This window comes from Mycobacterium sp. OAS707, assembly GCF_014873705.1.
Classification (GTDB): Bacteria; Actinomycetota; Actinomycetes; order Mycobacteriales; family Mycobacteriaceae; genus Mycobacterium.
The window spans coordinates 195,426-218,064 of sequence record NZ_JADBDS010000006.1; the positions used below are offsets into that span (position 1 = coordinate 195,426).

Annotated in this window: 25 protein-coding genes; 7 read left to right on the top strand and 18 right to left on the bottom strand. The window is 66.5% G+C overall.

The features are described 5' to 3' along the window. The first annotated feature begins 13 nt into the window (after positions 1 to 13). Both GGC64_RS32190 and GGC64_RS32195 read left to right on the top strand, forming a co-directional pair. A complete protein-coding gene (locus tag GGC64_RS32190; protein ID WP_192726667.1) occupies positions 14 to 688 on the top strand; it encodes an isoprenylcysteine carboxylmethyltransferase family protein in 675 nt (224 codons plus the stop codon). A 12-nt stretch (positions 689 to 700) separates the two neighbouring features. Further along, complete coding sequence (locus GGC64_RS32195) at positions 701 to 1,375, top strand: isoprenylcysteine carboxylmethyltransferase family protein (protein WP_192726668.1); 675 nt, start codon at positions 701 to 703, stop codon at positions 1,373 to 1,375. Here GGC64_RS32195 and GGC64_RS32200 read toward each other — a convergent pair. Beyond that, the gene (locus GGC64_RS32200; RefSeq protein ID WP_192726669.1) at positions 1,348 to 1,749 is read right to left on the bottom strand and encodes a hypothetical protein; all 402 of its coding nucleotides are present in this window, start codon (positions 1,747 to 1,749) and stop codon (positions 1,348 to 1,350) included. The two genes, GGC64_RS32195 and GGC64_RS32200, sit on opposite strands and share 28 nt — an antisense overlap. 87 nt (positions 1,750 to 1,836) lie before the next feature. Here GGC64_RS32200 and GGC64_RS32205 point away from each other — a divergent pair, with 87 nt between their 5' ends. Beyond that, positions 1,837 to 2,685, top strand: a complete 849-nt coding sequence (locus tag GGC64_RS32205; protein ID WP_192726670.1) for a sigma-70 family RNA polymerase sigma factor — start codon at positions 1,837 to 1,839, stop codon at positions 2,683 to 2,685. Here GGC64_RS32205 and GGC64_RS32210 read toward each other — a convergent pair. The 4 genes from GGC64_RS32210 to GGC64_RS32225 form a co-directional block, all read right to left on the bottom strand. Beyond that, positions 2,682 to 3,626: an NADP-dependent oxidoreductase gene (locus GGC64_RS32210; protein WP_192726671.1), complete on the bottom strand. Its 945-nt coding sequence runs from the start codon at positions 3,624 to 3,626 to the stop codon at positions 2,682 to 2,684. The two genes, GGC64_RS32205 and GGC64_RS32210, sit on opposite strands and share 4 nt — an antisense overlap. Before the next feature lie 129 nt (positions 3,627 to 3,755). Further along, positions 3,756 to 4,133: a DUF4267 domain-containing protein gene (locus GGC64_RS32215; protein WP_192726672.1), complete on the bottom strand. Its 378-nt coding sequence runs from the start codon at positions 4,131 to 4,133 to the stop codon at positions 3,756 to 3,758. A gap of 22 nt (positions 4,134 to 4,155) precedes the next feature. Then, the gene (locus tag GGC64_RS32220; RefSeq protein ID WP_192726673.1) at positions 4,156 to 4,473 is read right to left on the bottom strand and encodes an NIPSNAP family protein; all 318 of its coding nucleotides are present in this window, start codon (positions 4,471 to 4,473) and stop codon (positions 4,156 to 4,158) included. A 20-nt stretch (positions 4,474 to 4,493) separates the two neighbouring features. Further along, positions 4,494 to 4,970: a DUF1772 domain-containing protein gene (locus GGC64_RS32225; RefSeq protein ID WP_192726674.1), complete on the bottom strand. Its 477-nt coding sequence runs from the start codon at positions 4,968 to 4,970 to the stop codon at positions 4,494 to 4,496. 110 nt (positions 4,971 to 5,080) lie between these two features. Between GGC64_RS32225 and GGC64_RS32230 the strand changes: the two genes are divergently transcribed. Next, a complete protein-coding gene (locus GGC64_RS32230) occupies positions 5,081 to 5,647 on the top strand; it encodes a TetR/AcrR family transcriptional regulator (protein WP_192726675.1) in 567 nt (188 codons plus the stop codon). Positions 5,648 to 5,705: 58 nt separating this feature from the next. Further along, the gene (locus tag GGC64_RS32235; protein ID WP_192726676.1) at positions 5,706 to 6,194 is read left to right on the top strand and encodes a MarR family winged helix-turn-helix transcriptional regulator; all 489 of its coding nucleotides are present in this window, start codon (positions 5,706 to 5,708) and stop codon (positions 6,192 to 6,194) included. Here GGC64_RS32235 and glgC read toward each other — a convergent pair. Next, positions 6,191 to 7,405: a glucose-1-phosphate adenylyltransferase gene (glgC, locus tag GGC64_RS32240; RefSeq protein ID WP_192726677.1), complete on the bottom strand. Its 1,215-nt coding sequence runs from the start codon at positions 7,403 to 7,405 to the stop codon at positions 6,191 to 6,193. The genes GGC64_RS32235 and glgC overlap by 4 nt on opposite strands. A gap of 142 nt (positions 7,406 to 7,547) precedes the next feature. Here glgC and glgA point away from each other — a divergent pair, with 142 nt between their 5' ends. Beyond that, positions 7,548 to 8,711, top strand: a complete 1,164-nt coding sequence (gene glgA / locus GGC64_RS32245; RefSeq protein ID WP_192726678.1) for a glycogen synthase — start codon at positions 7,548 to 7,550, stop codon at positions 8,709 to 8,711. Here the strand turns inward: glgA and GGC64_RS32250 are convergent. The 8 genes from GGC64_RS32250 to GGC64_RS32285 all read right to left on the bottom strand — a co-directional run bounded on the left by GGC64_RS32250 (position 8,708) and on the right by GGC64_RS32285 (position 15,891). Continuing rightward, positions 8,708 to 8,878, bottom strand: a complete 171-nt coding sequence (locus tag GGC64_RS32250; RefSeq protein ID WP_018598966.1) for a DUF3117 domain-containing protein — start codon at positions 8,876 to 8,878, stop codon at positions 8,708 to 8,710. The genes glgA and GGC64_RS32250 overlap by 4 nt on opposite strands. A gap of 106 nt (positions 8,879 to 8,984) precedes the next feature. Next, the gene (locus tag GGC64_RS32255) at positions 8,985 to 9,587 is read right to left on the bottom strand and encodes a DNA-3-methyladenine glycosylase I (RefSeq protein ID WP_370582462.1); all 603 of its coding nucleotides are present in this window, start codon (positions 9,585 to 9,587) and stop codon (positions 8,985 to 8,987) included. Continuing rightward, on the bottom strand, positions 9,584 to 9,955 hold the full coding sequence (locus tag GGC64_RS32260; protein ID WP_192726679.1) for a DivIVA domain-containing protein: 372 nt from the start codon (positions 9,953 to 9,955) through the stop codon (positions 9,584 to 9,586). Before GGC64_RS32260 ends, GGC64_RS32255 begins: the two co-directional genes overlap by 4 nt. Positions 9,956 to 9,997: 42 nt before the next feature. Then, positions 9,998 to 11,506 (bottom strand): adenylate/guanylate cyclase domain-containing protein, encoded by a 1,509-nt coding sequence (locus GGC64_RS35430; RefSeq protein WP_192726680.1) that lies wholly within the window; start codon positions 11,504 to 11,506, stop codon positions 9,998 to 10,000. 65 nt (positions 11,507 to 11,571) lie between these two features. Next, positions 11,572 to 12,522, bottom strand: a complete 951-nt coding sequence (locus GGC64_RS32270; RefSeq protein ID WP_192726681.1) for a glucosyl-3-phosphoglycerate synthase — start codon at positions 12,520 to 12,522, stop codon at positions 11,572 to 11,574. Beyond that, the gene (gene folP / locus GGC64_RS32275; RefSeq protein ID WP_225952809.1) at positions 12,519 to 13,343 is read right to left on the bottom strand and encodes a dihydropteroate synthase; all 825 of its coding nucleotides are present in this window, start codon (positions 13,341 to 13,343) and stop codon (positions 12,519 to 12,521) included. The genes GGC64_RS32270 and folP overlap by 4 nt, the downstream gene beginning before the upstream one ends. A gap of 123 nt (positions 13,344 to 13,466) precedes the next feature. Next, positions 13,467 to 15,278, bottom strand: a complete 1,812-nt coding sequence (fadD6, locus tag GGC64_RS32280; RefSeq protein WP_192726682.1) for a long-chain-acyl-CoA synthetase FadD6 — start codon at positions 15,276 to 15,278, stop codon at positions 13,467 to 13,469. A 52-nt stretch (positions 15,279 to 15,330) separates the two neighbouring features. Further along, positions 15,331 to 15,891: a TIGR00730 family Rossman fold protein gene (locus GGC64_RS32285; protein ID WP_192726683.1), complete on the bottom strand. Its 561-nt coding sequence runs from the start codon at positions 15,889 to 15,891 to the stop codon at positions 15,331 to 15,333. Positions 15,892 to 15,920: 29 nt separating this feature from the next. On the opposite strand from GGC64_RS32285, the gene GGC64_RS32290 reads away from it, so the two are divergent. Further along, entirely contained in the window at positions 15,921 to 17,990 is a 2,070-nt protein-coding gene (locus tag GGC64_RS32290; RefSeq protein ID WP_192726684.1) for an AAA family ATPase, read from the top strand. Here GGC64_RS32290 and GGC64_RS32295 read toward each other — a convergent pair. The 4 genes from GGC64_RS32295 to dapE form a co-directional block, all read right to left on the bottom strand. Next, positions 17,987 to 18,676: a hypothetical protein gene (locus GGC64_RS32295; RefSeq protein ID WP_192726685.1), complete on the bottom strand. Its 690-nt coding sequence runs from the start codon at positions 18,674 to 18,676 to the stop codon at positions 17,987 to 17,989. The two genes, GGC64_RS32290 and GGC64_RS32295, sit on opposite strands and share 4 nt — an antisense overlap. A 5-nt stretch (positions 18,677 to 18,681) precedes the next feature. After that, positions 18,682 to 19,818 (bottom strand): hypothetical protein, encoded by a 1,137-nt coding sequence (locus GGC64_RS32300; RefSeq protein WP_192726686.1) that lies wholly within the window; start codon positions 19,816 to 19,818, stop codon positions 18,682 to 18,684. Positions 19,819 to 19,857: 39 nt separating this feature from the next. Then, entirely contained in the window at positions 19,858 to 21,468 is a 1,611-nt protein-coding gene (gene abc-f / locus GGC64_RS32305) for a ribosomal protection-like ABC-F family protein (RefSeq protein WP_192726687.1), read from the bottom strand. A 76-nt stretch (positions 21,469 to 21,544) separates the two neighbouring features. Further along, positions 21,545 to 22,612: a succinyl-diaminopimelate desuccinylase gene (gene dapE, locus GGC64_RS32310; protein WP_192726688.1), complete on the bottom strand. Its 1,068-nt coding sequence runs from the start codon at positions 22,610 to 22,612 to the stop codon at positions 21,545 to 21,547. Positions 22,613 to 22,639: the final 27 nt, after the last annotated feature.

Consider the following 22,639-nt stretch of genomic DNA (forward strand, 5'->3'; position numbering starts at 1 on the left):
ACAAGGAAGGATCATGAAAACCGCACTCCAAGCCACGATGTCATCCGTTCTGTCGCTGGCGCTGATGGCCCTGGCATTGTTCTGGCCCGCAGGCACATTCGACTACTGGCAGGCGTGGATCTTCTTCGGCATCTTCGTCGGGCTCTCGGTGCTCTACATGGTGTATGTCGGACTGACGAACCCCGCAGTGCTTCGCAGGCGGATGAACGCCGGACCTCAGCACGAAACCAGGCCGGTGCAGAAGGTCGTCATCACCGGCATCGCGCTGGCGTTCTTCGCGCTACTAGTCGTCTCGGCGTTCGACCATCGGTTCGGCTGGTCGCACGTGCCCACCACATGGGTGGTCGTTGGGAACCTGATGACGTGGACCGGACTTGGCATCGCGCTGGTGGTGATCACTCAAAATGACTACGCGGCTACGAACATCACCGTCGACGCGGAGCAGACGGTGGTGTCCACAGGGCTGTACGGCCTTGTGCGACATCCGATGTACTTCGGTGCTCTCCTCATGTTCATCGGCCTCCCTCTCGCACTCGGCTCGTATTGGGGCCTCGTCGTCGTCCCCTTCAGCGCAATCCTGTTCACCGCCCGCATCGTCGACGAGGAGAAGGCGTTGACAGAAGGGTTGACCGGCTACCGCGAGTACACCGAGAAGGTGCATTCCCGGCTGGTGCCCGGTGTCTGGTGAGAGACGAGAGTCATGAAGACAGCCGTCCGAGCAGTGTTGACGTCCGTCGTCGGCTTCGCCGTCTTCCTGCTGTTGGTGTTCCTACCGGCCGGGACGTTCGACTACTGGCGAGGCTGGACGTTCATCGTGGTGTTCGCGCTCGCCACGATGATCCCGAGTGTGTACCTGGCGACCACGAATCCCGCTGCGCTGCAACGACGTATGCAGGCAGGGCCCGCCGCGGAGAGTCGGCCGTTGCAGAAAGTCATCATCACGTTCGCGTTCGTCTCGATGGCAGCGATGATCGTGGTGAGCGCATTGGACTACCGCTTCGGTTGGTCAGCGGTGCCCGCGGCGATCTCGGTGGTCGGCGATGTGCTGGTCGGGGTGGGGCTTTCGATCGCGATGATCACGACGATCCAAAACGGCTACGCTGCCGCGAACATCACTGTCGAGTCCGGGCAGAAGGTGGTGTCGACCGGTGTGTACTCCGTTGTCCGCCACCCGATGTACTTCGGAAACGTGGTGCTGATGATCGGCGTGCCGTTGGCTCTTGGATCGTATTGGGGATTGCTGTTCGTCATTCCGGGGCTGGCTGTACTCGCCACCCGAATTCTCGACGAGGAGAAGGCGCTGCGCCAGGAGCTCGACGGGTACGACGAGTACACGCACAAGGTGCACTACCGACTGGTGCCCGGCGTCTGGTGACGACGGGCCGCCCGCCACACAACCAGCAACACCACAACGACCGCGAACCGCAACACCGTGTTCGAGATCATCGTGGCGTTCGGTTGCGTAAGTGCCATGTAGAGGACGTTGAGGACACCGCTCGTCGCATGCAGCACGACGAGCGTCGTCAGGATCAACCCCAGCGCAGCCCAGTCGGTGACGCGGATGGCTCCGAATGACAGCACCGCCACGGCCAGTTCTGCCGCGGCGACCAGATAGACAAGCAGATAATCGGGTCTCGTGAGCGTGATGCCCACCATCGACGGGATGGCTTGCGGGAATGCCGTCAATACGACCGCACCGGCCAGCGTGATCAGGCCGTGCAGCGCGAAAACCGCCCTCAGCGTCTTCATGTCAGTCCTCCGTGTCATGCCGATCGGCGCTCATCCGTCATATCCATGACGGACCAAACGGGCGGAATATGACATAGGAGGTGAGCCGTGCCCGCCGAGTCATTCGAGGAGCACCGAGCACATCTGCGGGCGGTCGCCTACCGAATGCTGGGATCGGTGGGCGAGGCCGAGGACGCGGTGCAGGAGGCGTGGCTGCGAATGCAGGGCGCCGACATCAGCGACGTGCGCAACATGCGCGGCTGGTTGACGACCGTCGTCGCGCGAATCTGCCTGGACATGCTGCGGGCCCGCAGCGCGCACCCGCAGGAGCCGCTGGACGATGCCGCCGCGATCGCCGGCGAGGGCGTCGACCCGGAAGCCGAAGCGGTGCTTGCCGACTCCATCGGCGTGGCGCTACTTGTCATCCTGCAGACACTGAGTCCCGCCGAACGGTTGGCCTTCGTGCTGCACGACATGTTCGACCTGCCATACGCCGAGATAGCACCGATCGTCGGCCGCACCGAGAACACCGCTGCCCAACTCGCGGCGCGGGCCAGGCGTCGAGTTCGCGGTAAAACTCCCGATCCTGCAACAGATTTGGTACGCCAACGCGAACTCGTCGACGCGTTTCTGGCCGCAGCACGCGACGGTGATTTCGATGCGCTGCTGAACGTGCTCGACGCCGACGTCGAGCTGCGCGTCGACGCCGCTGCAGCGGGCACCGCGACGACAATCCGCGGCGCGCATGCCGTGGCCACCAACGCCCGCGCTTTCTCAGCCAACGCCCGGTTCGCCGAGCCCGCTTTGGTGGATGGCGCCGTCGGCATCGTGGTGGCCCCCGACGGGAGGCTGGCATTGGTGCTGCGCTTTGGAGTCGGCGGCGACAAGATCACCGAGATCGACATCGACGCCGACCCGCAACGGCTGAGTCGTTTCAGTTTGGCTGTGTTGGATTAGTGCTCGGCAGGCAACAGGATCGTCTTGCCGTGCAGGCGGCCGGCGTCGGAGTCGGCGTGCACTGTTGCGGCCTGCTCGAGCGGGCGGCGGTCGGCGACCTCAACTCGCAGTTGGCCGGCGTCGACTCGGCTGACCAACTCCGCGAGTTGCGCTGCGTCGCTGCGGACGAAGATCCGCTGCGTGCGGACGCCCCGGCCGGGGTTCTGCGGCCCGAAGACCATGGTGCCCACGTGGAAACCGCCGCCGGCGACCACGCCGATGAGGGCTTCGGTCTGTTCGTCGGTGGTGCTGACCAGGTTGAGCACCACGTCGAACGGTGCACCGTCGACATCGATCGGCGAGTGCGTGTAGTCGATGTAGTCGACGATCCGGTCGACGCCCAATGTGCGCAGACGCTCGGCGTCACGCGCTTTGGCAGTCGCGGTCACGACGGCCCCGGCGCTCTTGGCCAACTGAATCGCGTAGCCGCCGACCGCACCTGACGCACCGTTGATCAGAATCGTCTGTCCCGCCGTCAAACCCGCGATCTCGAAGAGGGCCTGCCACGCCGTCAAGGCGGCCACCGGCAATGCGGCGGCGTCGGCCAGATTCACCGACTGCGGTGCGGCGGCCAGCAACTCGGCAGGCACGAGCGCATACTCGGCGGCGGCGCCATCGGCATCCAGCGGCAGAAACGCGACGACCGCGTCGCCGACGTTCCACCCCTGAACTTCCGCACCGAGTTCGGCGATCGTGCCCGCGACGTCCACGCCGGGGATGTGCGGGAAGCTGATCTGGTACACCTCGGACAGGTAACCGCCGCGGATGCCGGCATCGACCGGGTTGAACGAGGTGGCGGCCACCTGCACCAACGCCTCTCGCGGGCCTGGCACCGGACGCGGGGCCTCCTCGTACTGCAGAACCTCGCTGTCGCCGTAACGGTGGTATCGGAGCGCCTTCATGATTTCCTCCTTCGTTCGATTGCTTCGATGTCAAAGCAACTTCTGGTTGCATCAACTTGCTTCGAAGTCGAAGCAATCCCCGAATGCGCGTGACGGTCGTCACAGTGCGGCGACGGAGGTGCCGTCGCGTCAGGTCAGCAGTAGCGCAGCGGTGATGAGCATGACGGCAGCGGTGACGCCGTGGACTCCCCATGCGATGGCTTTGGAGCCGCCGTTGCGTAGCACGATCGCCGCGTCTGCGAGCGGGATGACGGTGGCGGCCAGTATCACCAAGCCGACCAGATGGGTGGCGCCCGCAGCCATCAGGATGATGACGAACAGCCCCGACGCAATGTCGCGCACACCCTTGACACTCAAGTACGCGCCTGCCGCGGGCTCATGCAGATCTGGAAGAACACCGTAGCCGGCTGCGGCAACGCGCGGTGCGACGAGAAATCGTGCGCCGATGAAGATGATGGCCGCAGCGATCAGTCCGGCGAGCGCGTAGCCGATGATGGTGGTGGTCATGTCGAGCACTCCTGGGGTTTCGCTAATGAATCGGTGAAAACGCTGTCGGGTCAAGCAGTTCCGCGTCAACGTTGGTGATTTCGTCGACGTCGAAGCCGGCCATGTCGGCGGCAAACTCCGGGCTGCTCATGATGCGCCGGGTCAGCTGCTCAGTGTCGGCGCCCGATGGAAAACGGATGAGCGCGACGAGTCGATATGCGGCGGCGCTGCGCTCGGTCCACACCCCAACGGTGGTGACGCCGAATGCCTTGAACGTTTCCAGGTGTCGGGCCCAGTGAACGGTTGCGTACTGGTGCAGAGCTTCCGGCGACCGCAGGGTGTAGGTCCTGAGCTGAAACATCGGATGCGGTTCTCCCCGTGTCATATCACGAGCACCAGGCAAAGAGCAGTAACTGCGAGGCCTTGCAACACCGCGCGAGCGTCGATGACGCGGTCCCACTTCGCCTGCAGCGCACGCCCGTTCGGCAACACCATGCCGGTGCCGGCAGCCTGTGTCAGTTGACGATTGATCGGTGCGCTCATACGTGTGTAGAGCACAAGCCAGACCAACAACGCGACCACGGCGGCGCCCGCCACGATCGTCTGCGCCCAATGCGCGGTGACGGCGGCCGCCACCACGCTCGTCGCGGCGGCGATGACCCCGAGCACGCCAGGAACCGGCATGCGCCGGTCGCCGTAGCGATGCACGCTGCCCATGACGGCGACCAGGGCGTTGTCGTCGATCGACGCCAAGGCCGGTCGCAGCACGGCTGCGCAGAAGACGTCGGTGCCGTACACGACCGCGGTTGCGAGCACCGCGATCAGTGCGCCGGCCCGGGTGATGAGCTCTATGTCCATTCCGGATCTCCTCTGATAAGTGCTAGCAGCGCTAGCGCTAGCAACGCTAACCGTGTTTCGCCGGCGCGTCAATAGCAGCGATAGCACCTCTAGCGGTGCTATCGTGCGGCATGGCCATTGAGGACCGCCGGGTCCGGGAACGCGAAGCCCGCCGGCAGCTGATCATCACAACGGCGCGCACATTGGCCGAGGCTGAGGGGTGGGACGCCGTCACGACCCGCCGGCTGTCCACCGAAATCGAGTACAGCCAGCCCGTCCTGTACAAGCACTTTCAAGGCATGGACCAAATCGCCGACGCCATCGCCATCGAGGGTTTCGGCGAGCTCGCCGAGGTGATTCGGGGTGCGGGCGGCGGGGCGGCCGACGGCGCGCTGAGCCGGATTGCGCGCGCGTATCTCGACTTCGCCCGCGACAATCCCGCCGTCTACGACGCGATGTTCACCCGCGCGACCAGCTTGCGCTTCGCCGCCGACGCGACACCGCCCGAGCTGACCGCGGCTTTCGCCGAGTTGCACCGAGCGGTCGCGCTCGTCGCCGATACACAAGACGCCGACACTCTCACCGAAGTGTTCTGGGCCGCGCTGCATGGCCTGGTCACCCTCGGCCGGACCGGCCGACTACGCGCTGACCATGACTCGGAGCGTCTGCAAGCGCTCGTCGCGCAGTTCACCAATTGAGATTGGCTGTGCCGCAACGGTTCCAGACGCTTCGATATTGAAGCATTAGGATGACGGCATGGCTGACGGCCTTGAGCCTGCCCAGATGCGCACCTACTTCGCCCTGACCGAGGCGGCGAGCTTGCTGCAGTATGCCGTTCAAGAGCAGTTGCAGGCCGAGGGCGGGCTCAGTTACGTGCAGTTCGAGGTACTGGCCAAATTGGTCGACGCCGACCGGCCGCTCACGATGACTGAACTAGCCGACGGTGTGGTCTACAGCCGCAGCGGGCTGACCCATCAGGCCGGGATACTCGAAAAAGCGGGGCTCATCGCGCGCGAAGTCAGCACCCGCGACAAGCGCTCCACCGTCGTCGCCATCACCAAGGCGGGCCGAGCGCGCGTCGCCAAGGTCTTGCCCGGCCACATCGAGGTCGTACGTGACCTCCTCTACGGCTCACTTACCGAGCAGGACGTGGACACCCTCGGCGACATCATGAGTCGCGTCCGCGACCACATGCGTGGTCGGCCACCGCGCTCGGCCGCGCCGAGGAGCCGAAACGCGGGCTAGATCCAGACGCCCTTACCGACCGCGACCACTCCACCGGCGCTGATCGCAAACCGCTCGCGGTCCTTCTCCAGATCGACGCCGACCATCTCACCCGGGCCCACCACGACGTTCTTGTCGAGGATCGCGTGGCGCACCACTGCGCCCCGACCGATGCGGGTGCCCGGCATGATCACGCTGCCCTCGACGATCGCGCCGTCGTCGACGACCACGTTGGACGACAGGACCGAATTGCGTACGGACGCAGCCGAAATGATGCTGCCGGCACCGACGACCGACTCCTGCGCCGAGCCGCCGTTGACGAATTTTGCGGGCGCCAGGTTCTCGGACTCGCCGCGGATGGGCCAGCGCTTGTTGTAGAGGTTGAACACCGGATGCACGGACACCAGGTCCATGTGGGCGTCGTAGAACGCGTCGAGCGTGCCGACGTCGCGCCAGTAGCCGTGGTCGCGTTCGGTGGCTCCGGGCACTTCGTTGTTGTTGAAGTCGTACACCGCGGCCATGCCGTCGCTGACCAGACGCGGGATGATGTCGCCGCCCATGTCGTGGTCGGAGTCGTCGTCGTCGGCATCGGCGCGGATGGCGTCGATGAGCACCTTGGTGGTGAAGATGTAGTTGCCCATCGAGACGAAGGTCTGCTCGGGCTCGTCGGGTGTGCCAGGGGGGTCGGCAGGCTTCTCGATGAATCCGCGGATGCGACCGGACTCGTCGCTGTCGATGCAACCGAACGCGCTTGCCTCGGCGCGCGGCACCCGGATTCCGGCCACCGTCGCTCCCGCGCCGCTCTCGATGTGGAACTGGAGCATCTGCTCGGGATCCATCCGGTACACGTGGTCCGCACCGAAAATGATGATGTAGTCGGGATCCTCGTCGTAGATCAGGTTCAGCGACTGATAGATCGCGTCGGCCGAGCCGGTGTACCACCGCGGGCCGAGCCGCTGCTGCGCTGGCACCGGGGTGATGTATTCGCCGGCAAGCCCTGACAGCCGCCAGTTCTGCGAGATGTGGCGGTCCAGCGAATGCGACTTGTACTGGGTCAGCACGCAGATCCGCAGGTACCGCGCGTTCACGAGATTCGACAGCACAAAATCGATCAGCCGGTACGCGCCGCCGAAGGGAACGGCCGGCTTGGCCCGATCGGCCGTCAACGGGTACAGCCGCTTGCCTTCGCCGCCTGCCAGGACGATGCCAAGGACGTGTGGCAACTCCCTCATGATTCAAACCTATCCGCAGGTGCACGCGGCTGCCAGCCATTGCGTGCTATTGATCGGTTCTGGCAGTCATCCGTTCTGGCAGTCAAGGTATTTGGCGTTTTGGCGGTCGAATAAACCTCCGACAGCTATTACGGTCGTGACTATGCGGGTGGCGATGATGACTCGGGAGTATCCGCCCGAGGTCTACGGCGGCGCGGGGGTGCACGTCACCGAACTCGTCGCGCAACTGCGCCACCTGTGTGAGGTCGACGTGCACTGCATGGGCGCGCCCCGGCCCGGGGTCGTCGTCGCGCAACCCGACCCTGCTCTCAAGGGCGCCAACGCTGCGCTGTCGACACTGTCGGCCGACCTCAACATGGTCAACGGCGCGTCGAACGCCACCGTCGTGCATTCGCACACGTGGTACACCGGGCTGGCCGGACACCTGGCCGCCCTGTTGTACGGCATCCCGCACGTGCTGACCGCGCATTCGCTTGAACCGATGCGGCCGTGGAAGGCCGAACAGCTTGGCGGCGGCTACCGGGTGTCGTCGTGGGTGGAGAAGACCGCGGTCGAAGCCGCCGACGCCGTGATCGCGGTCAGTTCGGGCATGCGTGACGACGTGCTGCATACGTATCCGGCGCTGGACCCCAACCGGGTCCACGTGGTGCGCAACGGGATCGACACTGATGTCTGGTACCCCGCCGAATCGGAGGCCGACGACTCGGTGCTGCGGGAGCTGGGCGTCGACCGCACCCGTCCGATCGTGGCGTTCGTCGGGCGGATCACCCGGCAGAAGGGGGTCGCGCATCTGATCGCGGCCGTCCATCACTTCGCACCCGAGATTCAGTTGGTGTTGTGCGCGGGCGCGCCGGACACCCCTGAGATCGCGGCCGAGGTGACGACCGCGGTGCAGGAGCTGGCGCGCGTCCGCAGCGGCGTGTTCTGGGTCCGGGAAATGTTGCCGATCGGCAAGATTCGCGAAATACTCTCAGCAGCAACGGTTTTCGTGTGTCCGTCGGTGTACGAACCGTTGGGCATCGTGAACCTGGAGGCAATGGCCTGCGCGACGGCGGTGGTGGCCTCCGATGTTGGCGGCATCCCGGAGGTGGTCGCCGATCGTCAGACCGGTCTGCTGGTGCACTACGAGGCGAGTGACCCGACATCTTTCGAGCGGCGGCTGGCCGAGGCGGTCAACTCGCTGGTGGCCGACCCGGAGAGGGCCCGCCAGTATGGCCAGGCTGGACGGCAGCGCTGTATCCAGGAATTCTCCTGGGCGCATATCGCCGAACAGACGTTGGAGATCTACCGGAAGGTGTCTTCTTAGGAGCTGGTGACGCCCTTGAGTTCGTCGCCGAGGGCGGCCGCTTCGTCAGGGGTCAGTTCGACGACGAGTCGCCCGCCGCCTTCCAGTGGTACCCGCATCACGATGCCGCGCCCCTCCTTGGTTGCTTCCAGTGGACCGTCTCCGGTCCGGGGCTTCATCGCCGCCATCGAGTGCTCCCTCCACATGAGCCGGCCCGTCGTCGGGCGTCCAGATCTTCTCCCATTGTTCCCTATCGGCAGCGATCGGTGTGCAAAGACCCGGCTAAGACCGTCATTACGATGCGGCTTTGATGGCCGGAACCCAGCAATCGACGGTGTGGTCGTCGACCATTCCGGTGGCTTGCATCAACGCGTAGGCCGTCGTCGGTCCGACGAATCGGAAGCCGCGGCGCTTCAATTCCTTGGCCATCGCGGTGGATTCCGGTGTCACAGCGGGCACGGCGGAAAGGTCGGCCGGTCTTGGCCGAGCCGGTGGTGCGAATGACCACAGCAATTCGCCGAGATCCACTCCGCCGTCGGAGAGGTCGGCTACCGCGCGCGCGTTGGCGATGGTGGCTTCGATCTTCGCGCGGTTGCGCACGATGCCGGCATCGGCCATCAACCGGTCGATGTCGCGCTTCGTGTAGCGGGCGACGCGCTCGGCGTCGAACTCGTGGAACGCGCGACGGAAGTTCTCCCGCTTGCGCAAGATGATCAGCCACGACAGGCCACTCTGGAAGGCTTCGAGACTGATCCGCTCGAACAGGGCCGCAGAATCCCGCAGCGGCTGCCCCCACTCGGTGTCATGGTAGTCGCGGTAGAGGACGAAATCGTCTGGGGCCAAACGACTTTGGTCGATCCAACCGCAGCGGGTGCGGCCGTCTTCGACAACGGTCACGAGTCTTCCTCGCCGTTGGGTAGCGCATGCGCCGGCCCCTCGGCGCGTTCATCGGCATCCTCTGTTTCATCGTCGAGGCCGTTGGCCGCACGCACCGCGGCGAGCTGACCCCGCAGCAGGTCGAGTTCCTGGCCGAGCCGGTCGAGTACCCAGTCGACCTCGCTGGTTTTGTAGCCGCGCAGGGTCTGGGTGAACTTGACGGCATCGACGTCGGAACCGGTGACACCCGACGCGGGCAACACGGTGGCGGTGGTGGCGGCGGGCAGCGGCGGCAACGGCTCGCCACGGCCGAACAACACGCTGCCGAGGCCGAACAGCACGACAGCCACCAGGATCAGCACAACCAGATACAGCAGAACCAAGGTCACGTATCGATACTGCCCGACGGGCCTGACAAACCGGTCGCCGGATCAGGCCGGTTTCGAGCGGGGACGGCGGCTGAGCGTGCGCAGCGTGAGCCGACTCAGCTTGGGCGCCCGGTTCGCCACCTGGACCAACGCCCGATCCGCCGGCTTCATCGTCGCGACCGGCGACGGGGTCAGCGCCGCCTGCTCGGGGGTGGCCTGGGCGGCAGGCCGCTGATCGTCGCGGCGGTCGGCCACCACGGAATGGACTGCCCATCTGCCGGGCACGCCCTTCAATTCGTGCTCGCCGCGCTCTTCGAATTCGACGCCCGAGCCGAACACCAGGTCCCGCACGGTCGCGGACACCAGGACCTCGCCCGGGCCGGCCAGTGCCATGATGCGAGACCCGATGTGGGCGGCGACGCCGCTGATGTCATCGTTGGTGACCTCGCACTCGCCCGCGTGCACGCCGGCCCGCACTTCGACACCTTCATCGCTGGCATGCCGCGAGATCGTCAGCGCGCACCGGACCGCGAGTGTCGGCCGATCGAAGGTGGCGAGTACGCCGTCGCCCATCGTCTTGATGAGTGTGCCGTCGTGACGTTCGACTGCATCCCGCACCGCGCCATGGTGCACGCCCAAAAGCGTCGACCACGTCTCGTCACCCATGGCCACCGCCCGCGCGGTTGAGCCCACGATGTCGGTGTAGAGCACGGTGACGAGCTTGCGTGAGATGGGCCCGCGGGGTGCCCTGCCGCCGATGAACTCTTCGATACCGGCGAGGATGTCGTCGCCGTTGAAGAAGCACATGTGCTCGTCCCCCGGCAGTTCAAGCATCTTCGCGCCGGCGATCGCATCAGCGGCCCACCGCGCGCCCTCGATTGGCATGATGTCGTCGGTTCGGTGGATCACCAGCGTCGGCACGTCGACGGCGTCGGTTGCGCCCGTGACGTCGTAGTCCCAATACGAATTGATGATCACCCGCGCCATGCCGGGGCTCGCGCAGGCACGCTCCACATTCGGGGCCAACCTGCGATACACGGCGCTCTCTCGCGCATACGGGGACAGCGTGTGGAAAAAAGCACCGTCGCCCCAATGTTCGCTGCAATGGCGCATATTCGCCCACAGCCGATCAAATCGGGCCTCACTGCCTGGGAGGTAATCCTTTCCCGGCACGACCCGAGGCACACCACACATCGAAATCAGCGCCTCGACACGCTCAGGGTGCGTCGCGGCGAGCAGCATCGCCGGTGTGGCTGCCTCTGAATTCCCGATGACCACAGCGCGCTTGGAATCGGCGGCATCGAGCACCGCGAGAAAGTCGTCCGCGCGCTGTTGCACCGTCGGAACGCCCGCCACCGGATCGGAAAGGCCAGTGCCGGGCTTGTCGAACAGCAGCAGGCGCCCCATCGACGACAACCGGCGAAGGAAGTCGGTCGCATACGGATCGGCCCACATGAGATCCAGGTGCGACACCAGACCCGCACCAAAGATGATGTCGACGGGACCATCACCGATCGCCTGGTAGGCGATGCAGATGTCCCCCCGACGGGCGTACTCGACGTCGACCGTCACGTCGCTACCGCCTGTGCTTCCCCCACATAAACGCTGATCCTCCGCCGCCGAGGCGGTCAGGTCAATTAGCCGCGTGGGCGCAGCGTGATCATCGGCGGGCGGTCGGCCAGCGATACCGACGAAGTCCGCGGCGTGTAGTCGTCGCCGTCGGCGAAGAACTGCGTCAGCGCGACGCCTGAGTCCGGCACGCCGCAGCGCGACAGCAGGGTGGCGATGACCTGGCGACTCATCGACGCGAGTTCGGTCAGCGGCCGGTTGCGATGGGTACGTACGCCCAAGTTGACCTGCGCGATCGCGTCCAGGCCGAGGCGGTCGTAGGTGTCGATCAACAGCCCGATCTCTACGCCGTAGCCAGGGGCGAACGGCACCGACGTCAGCAGCTCGCGAGTGCCCGCGTATTCGCCGCCAAGGGGCTGCAGCAGGCAGCTCAACTCCGGCCGAAGCGACGCCAGCAGCGGGCGCGCGACAAGCTCGGTGACCCGGCCGCCGCCGTTGGCGTCCTCGCTGCCGCTCACCTTCAGCGGCCTGCGGTAGAAGCCCTTGACCAGATGAACGCCGTCCGTGGTCAGCAGCGGGCCGAGCAGCTTGGGCACGAACATCGGGTCGGGGTCGATCAGATCGGAGTCCACGAACACGATGATGTCGCCGGTGGTAGCGGCAAGAGACCGCCACAGCACCTCACCCTTGCCGGGCTGCGGCTCGACTTCGGGCAGCGCGACCTCGCGGCTGACCACCCGCGCACCGGCCGCGACGGCCCTGATCTCGGTGTCGTCGGTGGAGCCGGAGTCGAGCACGATCAGCTCGTCGACCAGCCCGCCCAGCAGCGGGGTGATGGTCTCGACGACGCTGCCGACGGTGTCTTCCTCGTTGAGGGCGGGCAGCACCACCGAGATGGTGCGTCCGCGCTTGGCGGCCACCAGTTCGTCGATGGTCCACGACGGCCGGTTCCAACTGTGGTCGGTCAACCATCTGCCGGTGACGACATCCGTTCCCGGCAGTTCTGGTGTGAGTGTCATGCCAGTCCCCTAACCGTGCGCGTGGGCGGACGCACGCCCTGAATCGACGCGACCATTTCCAGTACGCGCCGTGTGGGACCGACTTCGTGCACGCGGAACATGGCAGCCCCGTCCGCCGCGGCCAGCGCGGTCGCGGCCAGGGTGCCCTCCAGGCGTTCGGTCAGACCCACACCCAGAGTTTCCCCGACGAAATCCTTGTTGCTCAGTGCCATCAGGACCGGCCATCCAGTTTTTACAAGCTCTTTCACCTGGCGCAACAAACTAAGACCGTGATAAGTGTTCTTGCCGAAATCGTGGGTCGGGTCGATCAGCACGGCGTCTTTGGCCACCCCGGCGGCCACCGCGCGCTCGGCGGCAGCGGTCACCTCGGCGATCACGTCGTCGACGACGCCGCGTTCGGTGATGCCGTAGTTGACGCGGAACGGCCGGGTGCGTGGCGTCGCACCGCCGGTATGCGAGCACACCAGGCCGGCGTTGAACTCCGCTGCGACCTCCGGCAGCGCCTGGTCGTGGCCGCCCCAGGTGTCGTTGATCAGGTCAGCACCCGCCGCGCAGGCCTGCTTGGCCACCTCGGAGCGCCAGGTGTCGACGCTGATCAGCTGGTTGGGGAAGGTGTCGCGCAGCCACTCGATGAACGGCACGACGCGGGCGATCTCCTCGTCGATCTCGACCGGCCCGCCTGGGCCTGCCTTGACGCCGCCCACATCAACGACGTCGGCGCCTTCTTCGATCACCCGGTGCGCCGCGGCCTTGGCCGCCTCGTCGGTGAACGTCGCGCCGCGGTCGTAGAACGAGTCCGGTGTGCGGTTGACGATCGCCATGATCAAGGCGCGATCGCCTGCCACCGGACGGCCCAGGAACGTCGACAACACGCCTTCCAGGCTACGGGCCTGTGATTTCGGCGCGCTCACCGTCGCTCAGCGTGGATTAGCGCACCGAAATCGCTAGTTCTTGGGCTTCTTTCCGTCGGCGACCTCTTTGGGGTATTCGTCGTAGAACTCGACGTAACCCTCGTCGCGGCCTGCCAGCACGTAGATCGGATCCTCGATCTTGTCGGCCTCTTCGTCGCCCTCGCCGGTGTTGCCGCCGTATCCCTCCTTGCGGAGGTCGACCTTCTGGCTCTTGAACGTCGACGTGTGCGCCAGTTCCTTGACGACGCGGACGAACAACGGCACCGCATAGCCGGGCAGCCGCTCGTAGGCCGCCTTCGCCAGCGCCTTGCCGTCGAACTCCTCGCCCTCCTTGAGCTGAATCGCCGCCATGCCCGCTTTCCCGCCCGCGCCCTCGACCTCGACGCCGAACACCGTCGCCTCCTCGACCTGCGGGTCGGTGGAGATCGCAGCCTCCACCTCGGTGGTGGCGACGTTCTCCCCCTTCCACCGGAACGTGTCGCCGAGCCGGTCGGTGAACGCCGCATGCCCGAAGCCCTGCGAGCGCATCAGATCGCCGGTGTTGAACCACACATCGCCCTCTTTGAAGGCGTTGCGCACCAGCTTCTTCTCGGACTCGTCCTTGTCGGTGTAGCCGTCGAACGGCTGGAAGCTGCTGACCTTCGACAGCAGCAGACCGGGTTCGCCATTGCGGACCTTCTTGACGCGGCCTTTGTCGTCGCGCACCGGATCGCCTGTCTCCGAGTCGTATTCGACGAACGCCACTGGCGTCGGGCAGATGCCTGTCGTCTTGTCGACGTTGAGCACGTTGACGAACGCCGTGTTGCCCTCACTGGCAGCGTAGAACTCACACACCCGGTCGATTCCGAACCGGTTGGTGAACTCGTCCCAAATCGCCGGGCGCAGACCGTTTCCCGCGATGACCCGCACCTTGTGCTTGCGGTCGGTGTCCTTCTCGGGCTGGTTGAGCAGATACGCGCAGATCTCACCGATGTAGACGAACGCGGTCGCCTTGTAGCGGATGATGTCGTCCCAGAACTTCGACGCCGAGAACGACTTACCCAGCGCCAGCGTCGATCCGCCGTTGAGGACCGCAGACAGCGCGACCGTCAGCGCGTTGTTGTGGTAAAGCGGCAGACAGCAGTACAGGGTGTCGTTGCTGTTCAACCGCATTCCCAGGCCACCGAACCCCGCGAGCGCGCGCAGCCACCGATAGTGGGTCATCACACTGGCTTTCGGCATGCCGGTGGTGCCCGACGTGAAGATGTAGAACGCCTTGTCCTTGGCGAGGACGGCCGATGCCGTGGCCGGGTTCCCGGTCGGCGCCGTTTCGGCGAGACGGTCGAACTCGTCGAGTGTCACGAGACCTTCGGTGTCGGCGCCACATTCCTGAATCGGGTCGGCGAATTCGGGGTCGGCGACGATCACTTTGGCCGACAGCAGCCCCAGGCTGTGCTTGAGGACGTCACCGCGCTGGTGGTAATTCAGCATGCCGGAGATCGCGCCGCACTTGACCGCGGCAAGCATCAGAAGCACGGGTTCGGGCGAGTTGCGAAGCATGATGCCGACGACGTCGCCGTGGCCGACACCGCGGGCGGCCAGCACCGCGGCGTATCGGTTGGCCGTCTCGTTGGCCTCCCGGTAGGTGATGTCGCGGTCCTCGAACCGCAGAAACACCTTGTCGCCGTAGCGGGCGGCACGTTCCTGGAACACTCGGCCGATCGAGGTCTTGGCGGTGGGGCGGGCCCCGAAGCCGGTGACCACACCGCTCAAGATGGTCGGTAGGTCCATCAACAGACCCGGCACTTGGCTGGCGATGTCGAGCAGCCCGACGCTGCTGCGAGTCCCCGACTTCTGGTCGCTCATGGGCGATACGTCCCCTCCACTGTTTTGTTGTCGCACACCCTAGTGACCGTTGTCACCGGGTCGGCGCGCACGCCGCCATCGCAGCGCCCACGTCGTTCACCACAACCAGCCGATCCAGCGCACCTTCGGCGACATAACCGCTGTCGACCAGCCCGTGCAGCCAGGCCAGCAGCCCGTCGTAATGCCCGATCGGATCGAGCATGACCACCGGCTTGTCATGCATACCCAAATAGCCCGCTGTCCAGGCCTCGAAGAATTCCTCGAGGGTGCCGATGCCGCCGGGCAGCGCGATGAACGCGTCGGCGCGGTCCTCCATGATCTGCTTGCGTTCGCGCATGGTGTCGGTGACGACGAGTTCGTCGGCCTCGGTGTCGGCCACCTCCCGGTGCACCAGCGCCTTCGGGATGACGCCGACGGTTCGGCCGCCGCGGGCGCGCGCCGCGCTCGCCAGCGCACCCATGGCCGAGACGTTGCCGCCGCCGGACACCAACGTCCAGCCGCGATCGGCGACCGCTTCTCCTACCTCGGCGGCCAGGGCCAACAGGTCGGGATGCGTCGGCCCGGACGCGCAGTACACACAGACCGCCCATTGGCGGTCGGGTTCTTGGGACACGCGGACAACGCTAGCGATAGTCTCCGGCGGTGCCTGTTGAGTGGGTGACCACGCCGACCGAACCGGCACTGGAATCGATCGAGACGGGTCTTCGAGAGCAGGCCGGCGCGGTGCTCATCGGTTCCGCCGGTGTCGGCAAGACGTGGTTGGCCCGCGCGGCGGCAGACCGGTCGGCGTCGCAATTCGACCGCATCGACTGGATCATCGGCACAGCGCCCGCTGTCCCGTTCGCCGCGTTCAACCACCTGATCGACGTGCCCGACACGGGCAAGACGGCGGCCGTGCTGTCGGCGGCGCGGGAGTCGCTGAGTGACGGCAGGCTGCTGATCGTCGACGATGCGCATCTGCTGGACAAGCTGTCCGCCGCGCTCGTCTACCAGTTGGCGGTCAGTGGCGCGGTGAAGCTGATCGTCACCGTCGCTCCGAATGGTGCTGTCGCTGACGAGGTTTCGGCCTTGTGGCGTGATGACCTGCTCGCGAGGGTAGACATCGACCCACCCGGACACGACGACAGCAGACAGGCCACGCTTGTCGAACAGTTCGTCGCGGCGCTGCCGGAGCCGGCCCACCGGGTGCTGGAGTATCTGGCTGTCGCCGACCCACTGCCGGTCGCGGACATCTCCGCGCTTGCAGGCGATCTCGACGCCGCGGAGGCGGCGGGCGCGATCATAATCGAGGGAGAAGTCGCGCGGCCGGCGCATCCGCTGTTCGTCGACGCGGTTCGCGATGCGATGGGCGGACCCGAGCTGCGTCGCGTGCGCACCGAGGTGGTGAACGCGCTGACGCCATCGAGCGGTGTCGTCGATCGGCTGCGGTTCGCGATGCTTGCGCTCGACAGCGACAGCCCGCAGCCGGTGGCCGACCTGGCCGCTGCGGCCGAGGACGCGCTGCGGCTCGGTGACCTCGAGCTCAGCGAGCACCTGGGCCGCGCCGCGGTCGCCCGGTCTCCGGAGTTGTCGGTTCGGCTGACGTTGGCCTATGCGCTGGCCTGGCAGGGCAACGGCATGGACGCCGATGCCGTGCTGGCCGACGTGGATCCGGCGACGCTGTCGGAGACCGAGCTGATGGCGTGGGCGCTGCCCCGCGCGGCCAATCAGTTCTGGATGCTGAGCGAACCGGAGCGGGCGACCGCATTTCTGCAGACCACCCGGGGCCGGGTGTCGACGCCGGAGGCGCAGACGACTCTCGACGCGCTGTCGGCGACGTTCGCGATGAACGCGGGCAGTCCCAGCCGCGCCAAGCAGATCGCCGACGAGGTGCTGGCCTCGCCTGCCGCCGACGACACCGCAGTCGGATGGGCGGCGGCCGCAGCGGCTTTGAGCTCGGCGCGGATGGGCCGCTTCGGTGAGGTCGACGCGCTGGCCGAGCGCGCGATCGCCGCCGGACATCCGGGTCTGCTGCGGTTCACCAGCGGGTTCGGGCAGACGACGGCGTTGGTGATGGCCGGCGAACTGGACCGCGCGCAGGCACTGAGCCAGCAGCTCACCGACTTCGCGCAGATGCAGCAGCCGGGCCGCGCGATCGGTGAGGTGTTGGTAGCCGACGTGCTGATCGCCAAGGGTGAACTGGAGTCGGCGGTGTCGCTGCTGCGGGAGGCCGCTGCTGCGTTGGCGCCGACGGGGTATTCGTGGGGCCCGCTGGCATGGATGTTGTTGGCGCAGGCGCTCGGTCAGCTCGGCGAGACCGTCGAGGCGGGAAAGATCTTGTCGCGGGCCGAGTCTCGACATGGCTTGAAGTCGATGTTGTTCGCGCCGGAGCTGGCGTTGGCGCGGGCGTGGACGTTGTTCGCCCGACGCGACGAGCACGGGGCGGTCGCCGCCGCGCGCGACGCTGCCAAAGCGGCCGAGCGCGGCGGCCAATGGGCGATCGCACTGCGGGCCCACTTCGACGCCGCGCGGCTCGGCGACCTGCGCGCGGCCGACGCCATCGCACGGATCACCGGCGAAATCGACTGTGTGCTAGGCGGTTTGGCGCTCGACTATGCCAGAGCGGTGACTGCACGCGACGCGGCGGCGCTCAACGAGATATCAGCCCGCCTGGACTCGATAGGGATGAAGCGCGCGGCCGCGGGCGCGGCAGCGCAGGCCGATCGCTGCTAGAGGTTGCGGCCGAGATCCTCACGGTGAGTTTGGTGCTCGGGCGACTTCACCGGTGCCGGGCCGTGTTCTGAGGGTCCGGCCGCGGCGTGGTCGTTGGTCTCGGCGCGGTGCAACGCCTCGCGCTGAGGCTCGTGCTGGGTTGGTCGGTCGTCTTTGGCGTCGACGGCATCGTCGCGCGTCGGCGTTGGCCCGCCCGCACCCGCCGGGGTCGGGGCACCACCGCCGGCTACACCGCCGGCCCCGCCGCCCTCCTGACCGCCGAACGAGCCCGCGAATGCGCCGCCGCCACCGGCTTTCGCACCCTGCATGGCCTGCTGCATCAGCTGCCCGAACATGCCGGTCTGACCGCCGAGCATCTGCCCGGGCGCGCCGGCCATCTGTCCCATCTGGCCGGCTTGCTGGCCGAGTTGTCCGAGCATGCCGACCACCTGGCCGACGGATTGCGAGCCCGCGTCGTCGGAACCTTGGTACGCCGCCTGCGCGACGCCGAGCTTGCCGGCGAACATGCCCTCTTTGGCCTGCAGCGTCGCGACATTCGCCGCCAGCGGTGCGGCCAGTGTCGGAAGCACGGCCGAGATCGTCGCGCTCAGCGCGTCCTGCCCCGCCGGGATCATCGGGATGTCGGGCAGCTCAACCGTCGCCGGATCCCAACTCAGGCCGTCTGGTTTTCGGAGCGGGTCAGTCATTTACCTCACCAATCATCGTCGACATCGTCCTCGGCAAGGTCGTATTCGAGCGGCGGGGGCATCGCCAAACTTGCTGCGGTGCCGCCACTTTCGCCGCGCTGGCCCATCATGCCCATGCCGCCCATACCGCCCATACCGACACCGGCGGCCGCCGGGGCGACGCCGCCGGTGGCAGTGGTTCCCGCTGCCGCGCCCTCCTGCGGAGCTGTGCTCACCGACTTGGTGCCGACGAGATTGGCCATCTGCGGCGTCTGCAGCGGACTTCCGCCTGCACCGGGCAGCGACGCCGCCTTCGTCAGGCCCGACCCGCCGCCCGCACCGGAGCCACCTGCCAGCGGATGGTTGGAGAACGAGGAGAACGGCATGCCCGCGGCGCCAAGCGAATCGGCCTTACCGCCGGAGCCGAACATCGAGGTCAACTGTTGCAGCGGCTGCGCCAACTGTTGCAACTGCTGACCCATCTGCTGAGGCACGGCCATGACCGCCTGGCCGAGTTGCATCGGGAGCTGAGTCGCCATCGATCCCATCTGGCTCATCATCTGCATCGCCTGCTGGGATCCGCCGCCGGCTTGTTTCGCGGCCTCTTCAGTGGTGTCCTTGGCTTGTTTTTCGCCTGGCACGGACGGGGCGACGCCGGCGAGAGGAATGCTCGGGGGCACGCCGAGCGTGTTGGCCAGTTCGGTCGTGTGGGCGGTCATGTTGGCGATGTTCTGCGACAGCCCCATCTTGATGCGGCCCTGCACCAGCTCCTGAGTGTTGCTGAAAGGCATCGCCGAGAGCGCCTCGCATTCGTGCTGGACTTCTTGGGCGATCGCGTTGGCCAACATCTTCGCCTTGACGACGGTGGCTTCCATGGCGCGCAGCTTGCCCGCGACGGCTGCGGCGTGAGCGGCGTTGGCCTCGTGGCCGCCGATGATCGTCGTGGCCTCACCCGTGGCGGCCAGCGATCCTGCGCCCTCCCAGACGTCGGACAGCTTCATCAGCTGGCTCTGCTGCTGGGGCACGATCGAGCCGGTGATCTTGGCGGCCAGCGCCTCGAACTTTGCGGCCGCGGCGGCCAGCATGTCCTCGTCGACGTTCGGCCAGCCAGGGCCCATCACCGTCTGCGACCCGTAGGGGCTCTGGTCGGGTGGGATCGGCATGACCACAAATTTACCGTGCCCGCGGTAGCTGCCGGTCCGCTATATCGGCTCCAACCGGCCCTCCGAGAGCCGGAGCCGACGCTCGATTCCGATGTCGGCGAGAAACCGTTCGTCGTGACTGACGACAATGAATGCACCTTCATAGGCGTTGAGCGCGGCCTCGAGCTGGGCGACGCTGGCGAGGTCCAGGTTGTTCGTCGGCTCGTCGAGCAGCAGTAACTGCGGCGCCGGCTCGGCATACAGCACGCAGGCCAACGTGGCACGCAGCCGTTCACCGCCCGACAGCGCCGCGACGGGCAAATGAATTCGACTGCCGGTGAACAGGAACTGAGCCAGCAGATGCATGCGGCGGGTGTGGGTCAGGCTTGGCGCGTACGCGGCCAGACTCTGCGCGACGGTGTCATTCGGGTCGAGCAGATCCAGCCGCTGCGAGAGGTACGCGACGCGGCCGTCGGCGCGCTGCACCGTACCGGCGTCCGGCTGGACGTCGCCGCTGATGACGCGCAGTAGCGTCGACTTGCCCGCGCCGTTCGCACCCGTCAAGGCGATGCGTTCGGGGCCGCGGATGCTCAACTCGATGCCGTTGTCGGCGAACAGCTTTCGGTCGCCGCGGCAGAGGCGAATCCCCTCCGCGCGAAACACGGTGCGCCCCGCAGGCACATTGGTTCCCGGCAGATCGAGCACGATGGTGTCGTCGTCGCGAAGAGCGCGCTCGGCGTCGTCGAGCTGTGCCCGCGCCTGGTTCACCCGTTTCTCGTGTACGTCATCGGAGCGACCGGCCGACTCCTGGGCGCTGCGCTTCATCGCTCCCGCGACGATCTTCGGCAGGCCGGCGTCCTTGATGTTGCGGGCCGCGGTGCTCGATCGGCGGGCTGCGCGCTCGCGGGCCTCCTGCCGTTGACGCTTTTCGCGTTTCAGTTGCTGCTCGGCGTTGCGCAGGTTGGCCTCGGCGGCCTGTTGCGTCTCAGCGACGGTCTGCCGGTAGGAGGTGAAATTGCCTCCGTAGAACAACATTTCACCGCGATACAGCTCGGCGATGCGGTCCATCCGGTCGAGCAGCACACGGTCGTGGCTGACGAGCAGCAGAGCGCCCGCGTAGTCGTCGAGCGCGTCGTAGAGTCGGTGACGCGCATCGACGTCAAGGTTGTTGGTCGGCTCGTCGAGCAGCAACACCTCTGGCCGGTTGAGCAACTGTGCGGCCAGACCAAGAGAAACCACCTCACCCCCGGACAGCGACCCGAGCCGGCGGTCAAAACCGATGTGGCCCAAGCCAAGACGATCGAGTTGGGCTCGCGTGCGCTCTTCGATGTCCCACTCGTCGCCAATGGTGGCGAAGATGTCGTCGCCGGCGTCGCCCGCCTCCAACGCCTTCAGCGCATCCAGGATCTCGGCCACACCGAGCACGTCGGCCACGCTTCGGTCCGCGACGAACGGCAGCGTCTGCGGCAGGTATCCGATGGCACCGTCGACGGTGATCGTGCCTGCGGTGGGGCGGTATTCGCCGGCAATCAGCTTGAGCAGCGTGCTCTTTCCCGCGCCGTTGGGTGCGACGAGCCCGGTGCGGCCGTCGCCGATGGTGAACGACAGGTCGGTGAACAGCGGCGTTTCATCGGGCCACGAAAATGACAGATTCGAACAGGTAATAGACATGCGAGAGAGCTCTCGTGGATAGACGACTGGGAACGAAGCCGGGTCTCACCGCATGTGATCCAGGGTAGCCACCCCGTCAAGCGGTTAAGTATCTGCGCAACATGTCGGTGGCCGCGGTGATCGCGGCCACCTCGACGCGCTCGTCGGCGCGGTGTGCAAGGTTGGGATCGCCCGGTCCGTAGTTGACTGCCGGAATGCCAAGCGCTGCAAAGCGTGCGACGTCGGTCCAGCCGTACTTGGCGCGCACCTGGCCGCCTGCCGCGTCGACGAGTGCGGCGGCCGCGGGTTTCGTCAGCCCGGGAAGTGCGCCTGCGGCGGAGTCGGTCATTTCGATCTCCACATCAAGCCCGTCGAGAACTTCGTGAACGTGTCGCAGCGCCTGCTCGACGCTGCGGTCGGGGGCGAAGCGGAAGTTCACGGTCACCGATGCCGCGTCGGGGATGACGTTGCCTGCGATGCCGCCGTCGATCCGCACCGCTGACAGCCCCTCGCGGTAGACGCACCCGTCGATGTCGACGTCGCGGGCCTGATAGGCCTTCAAGCGGGCCAACACGTCGCCGAGTTTGTGAATCGCGTTGTCGCCCAACCAGGATCGCGCGGAATGGGCCCGGGTGCCCGCGGCGCGGACGACCACCCGCAGCGTGCCCTGGCAGCCGGCTTCGATGAAGCCGCCCGACGGCTCGCCGAGAATCGCGACGTCGGCGTGCAGCCAGTCGGGCAGCTCACGTTCGATACGACCGAGACCGTTGGCGGCCGACTCGATCTCCTCGCAGTCGTACATCACCAGCGTGATGTCGTGTGCGGGGTCGGCGACGGTCGCGGCCAGGTGAAGGAACACCGCGTCGCCGGACTTCATGTCCGAGGTGCCGCAGCCGTGCAGCTCGCCGCCGGCAAGCCTGCTGGGCAGGTTGTCCGCGGCAGGCACGGTGTCGGTGTGGCCGGCGAGCAGCACCCGCGACGGCAACCCCAGGTTCGTGCGGGCCAGCACGGCGTCACCGTTGCGGATGACCTCGAAGTTCTCGGTTTGCTCGCGCAGCGCGGCCTCGATCTCGTCGGCGATGCGCTGTTCCTGCCGCGATTCGCTGGGAATGTCGACCAGCGCCGCGGTCAGGGCGATCGGATCGCCGCGTAAGTCCAGGCCCACACCGCTTGAGGTTAGTCGAGTACGGTT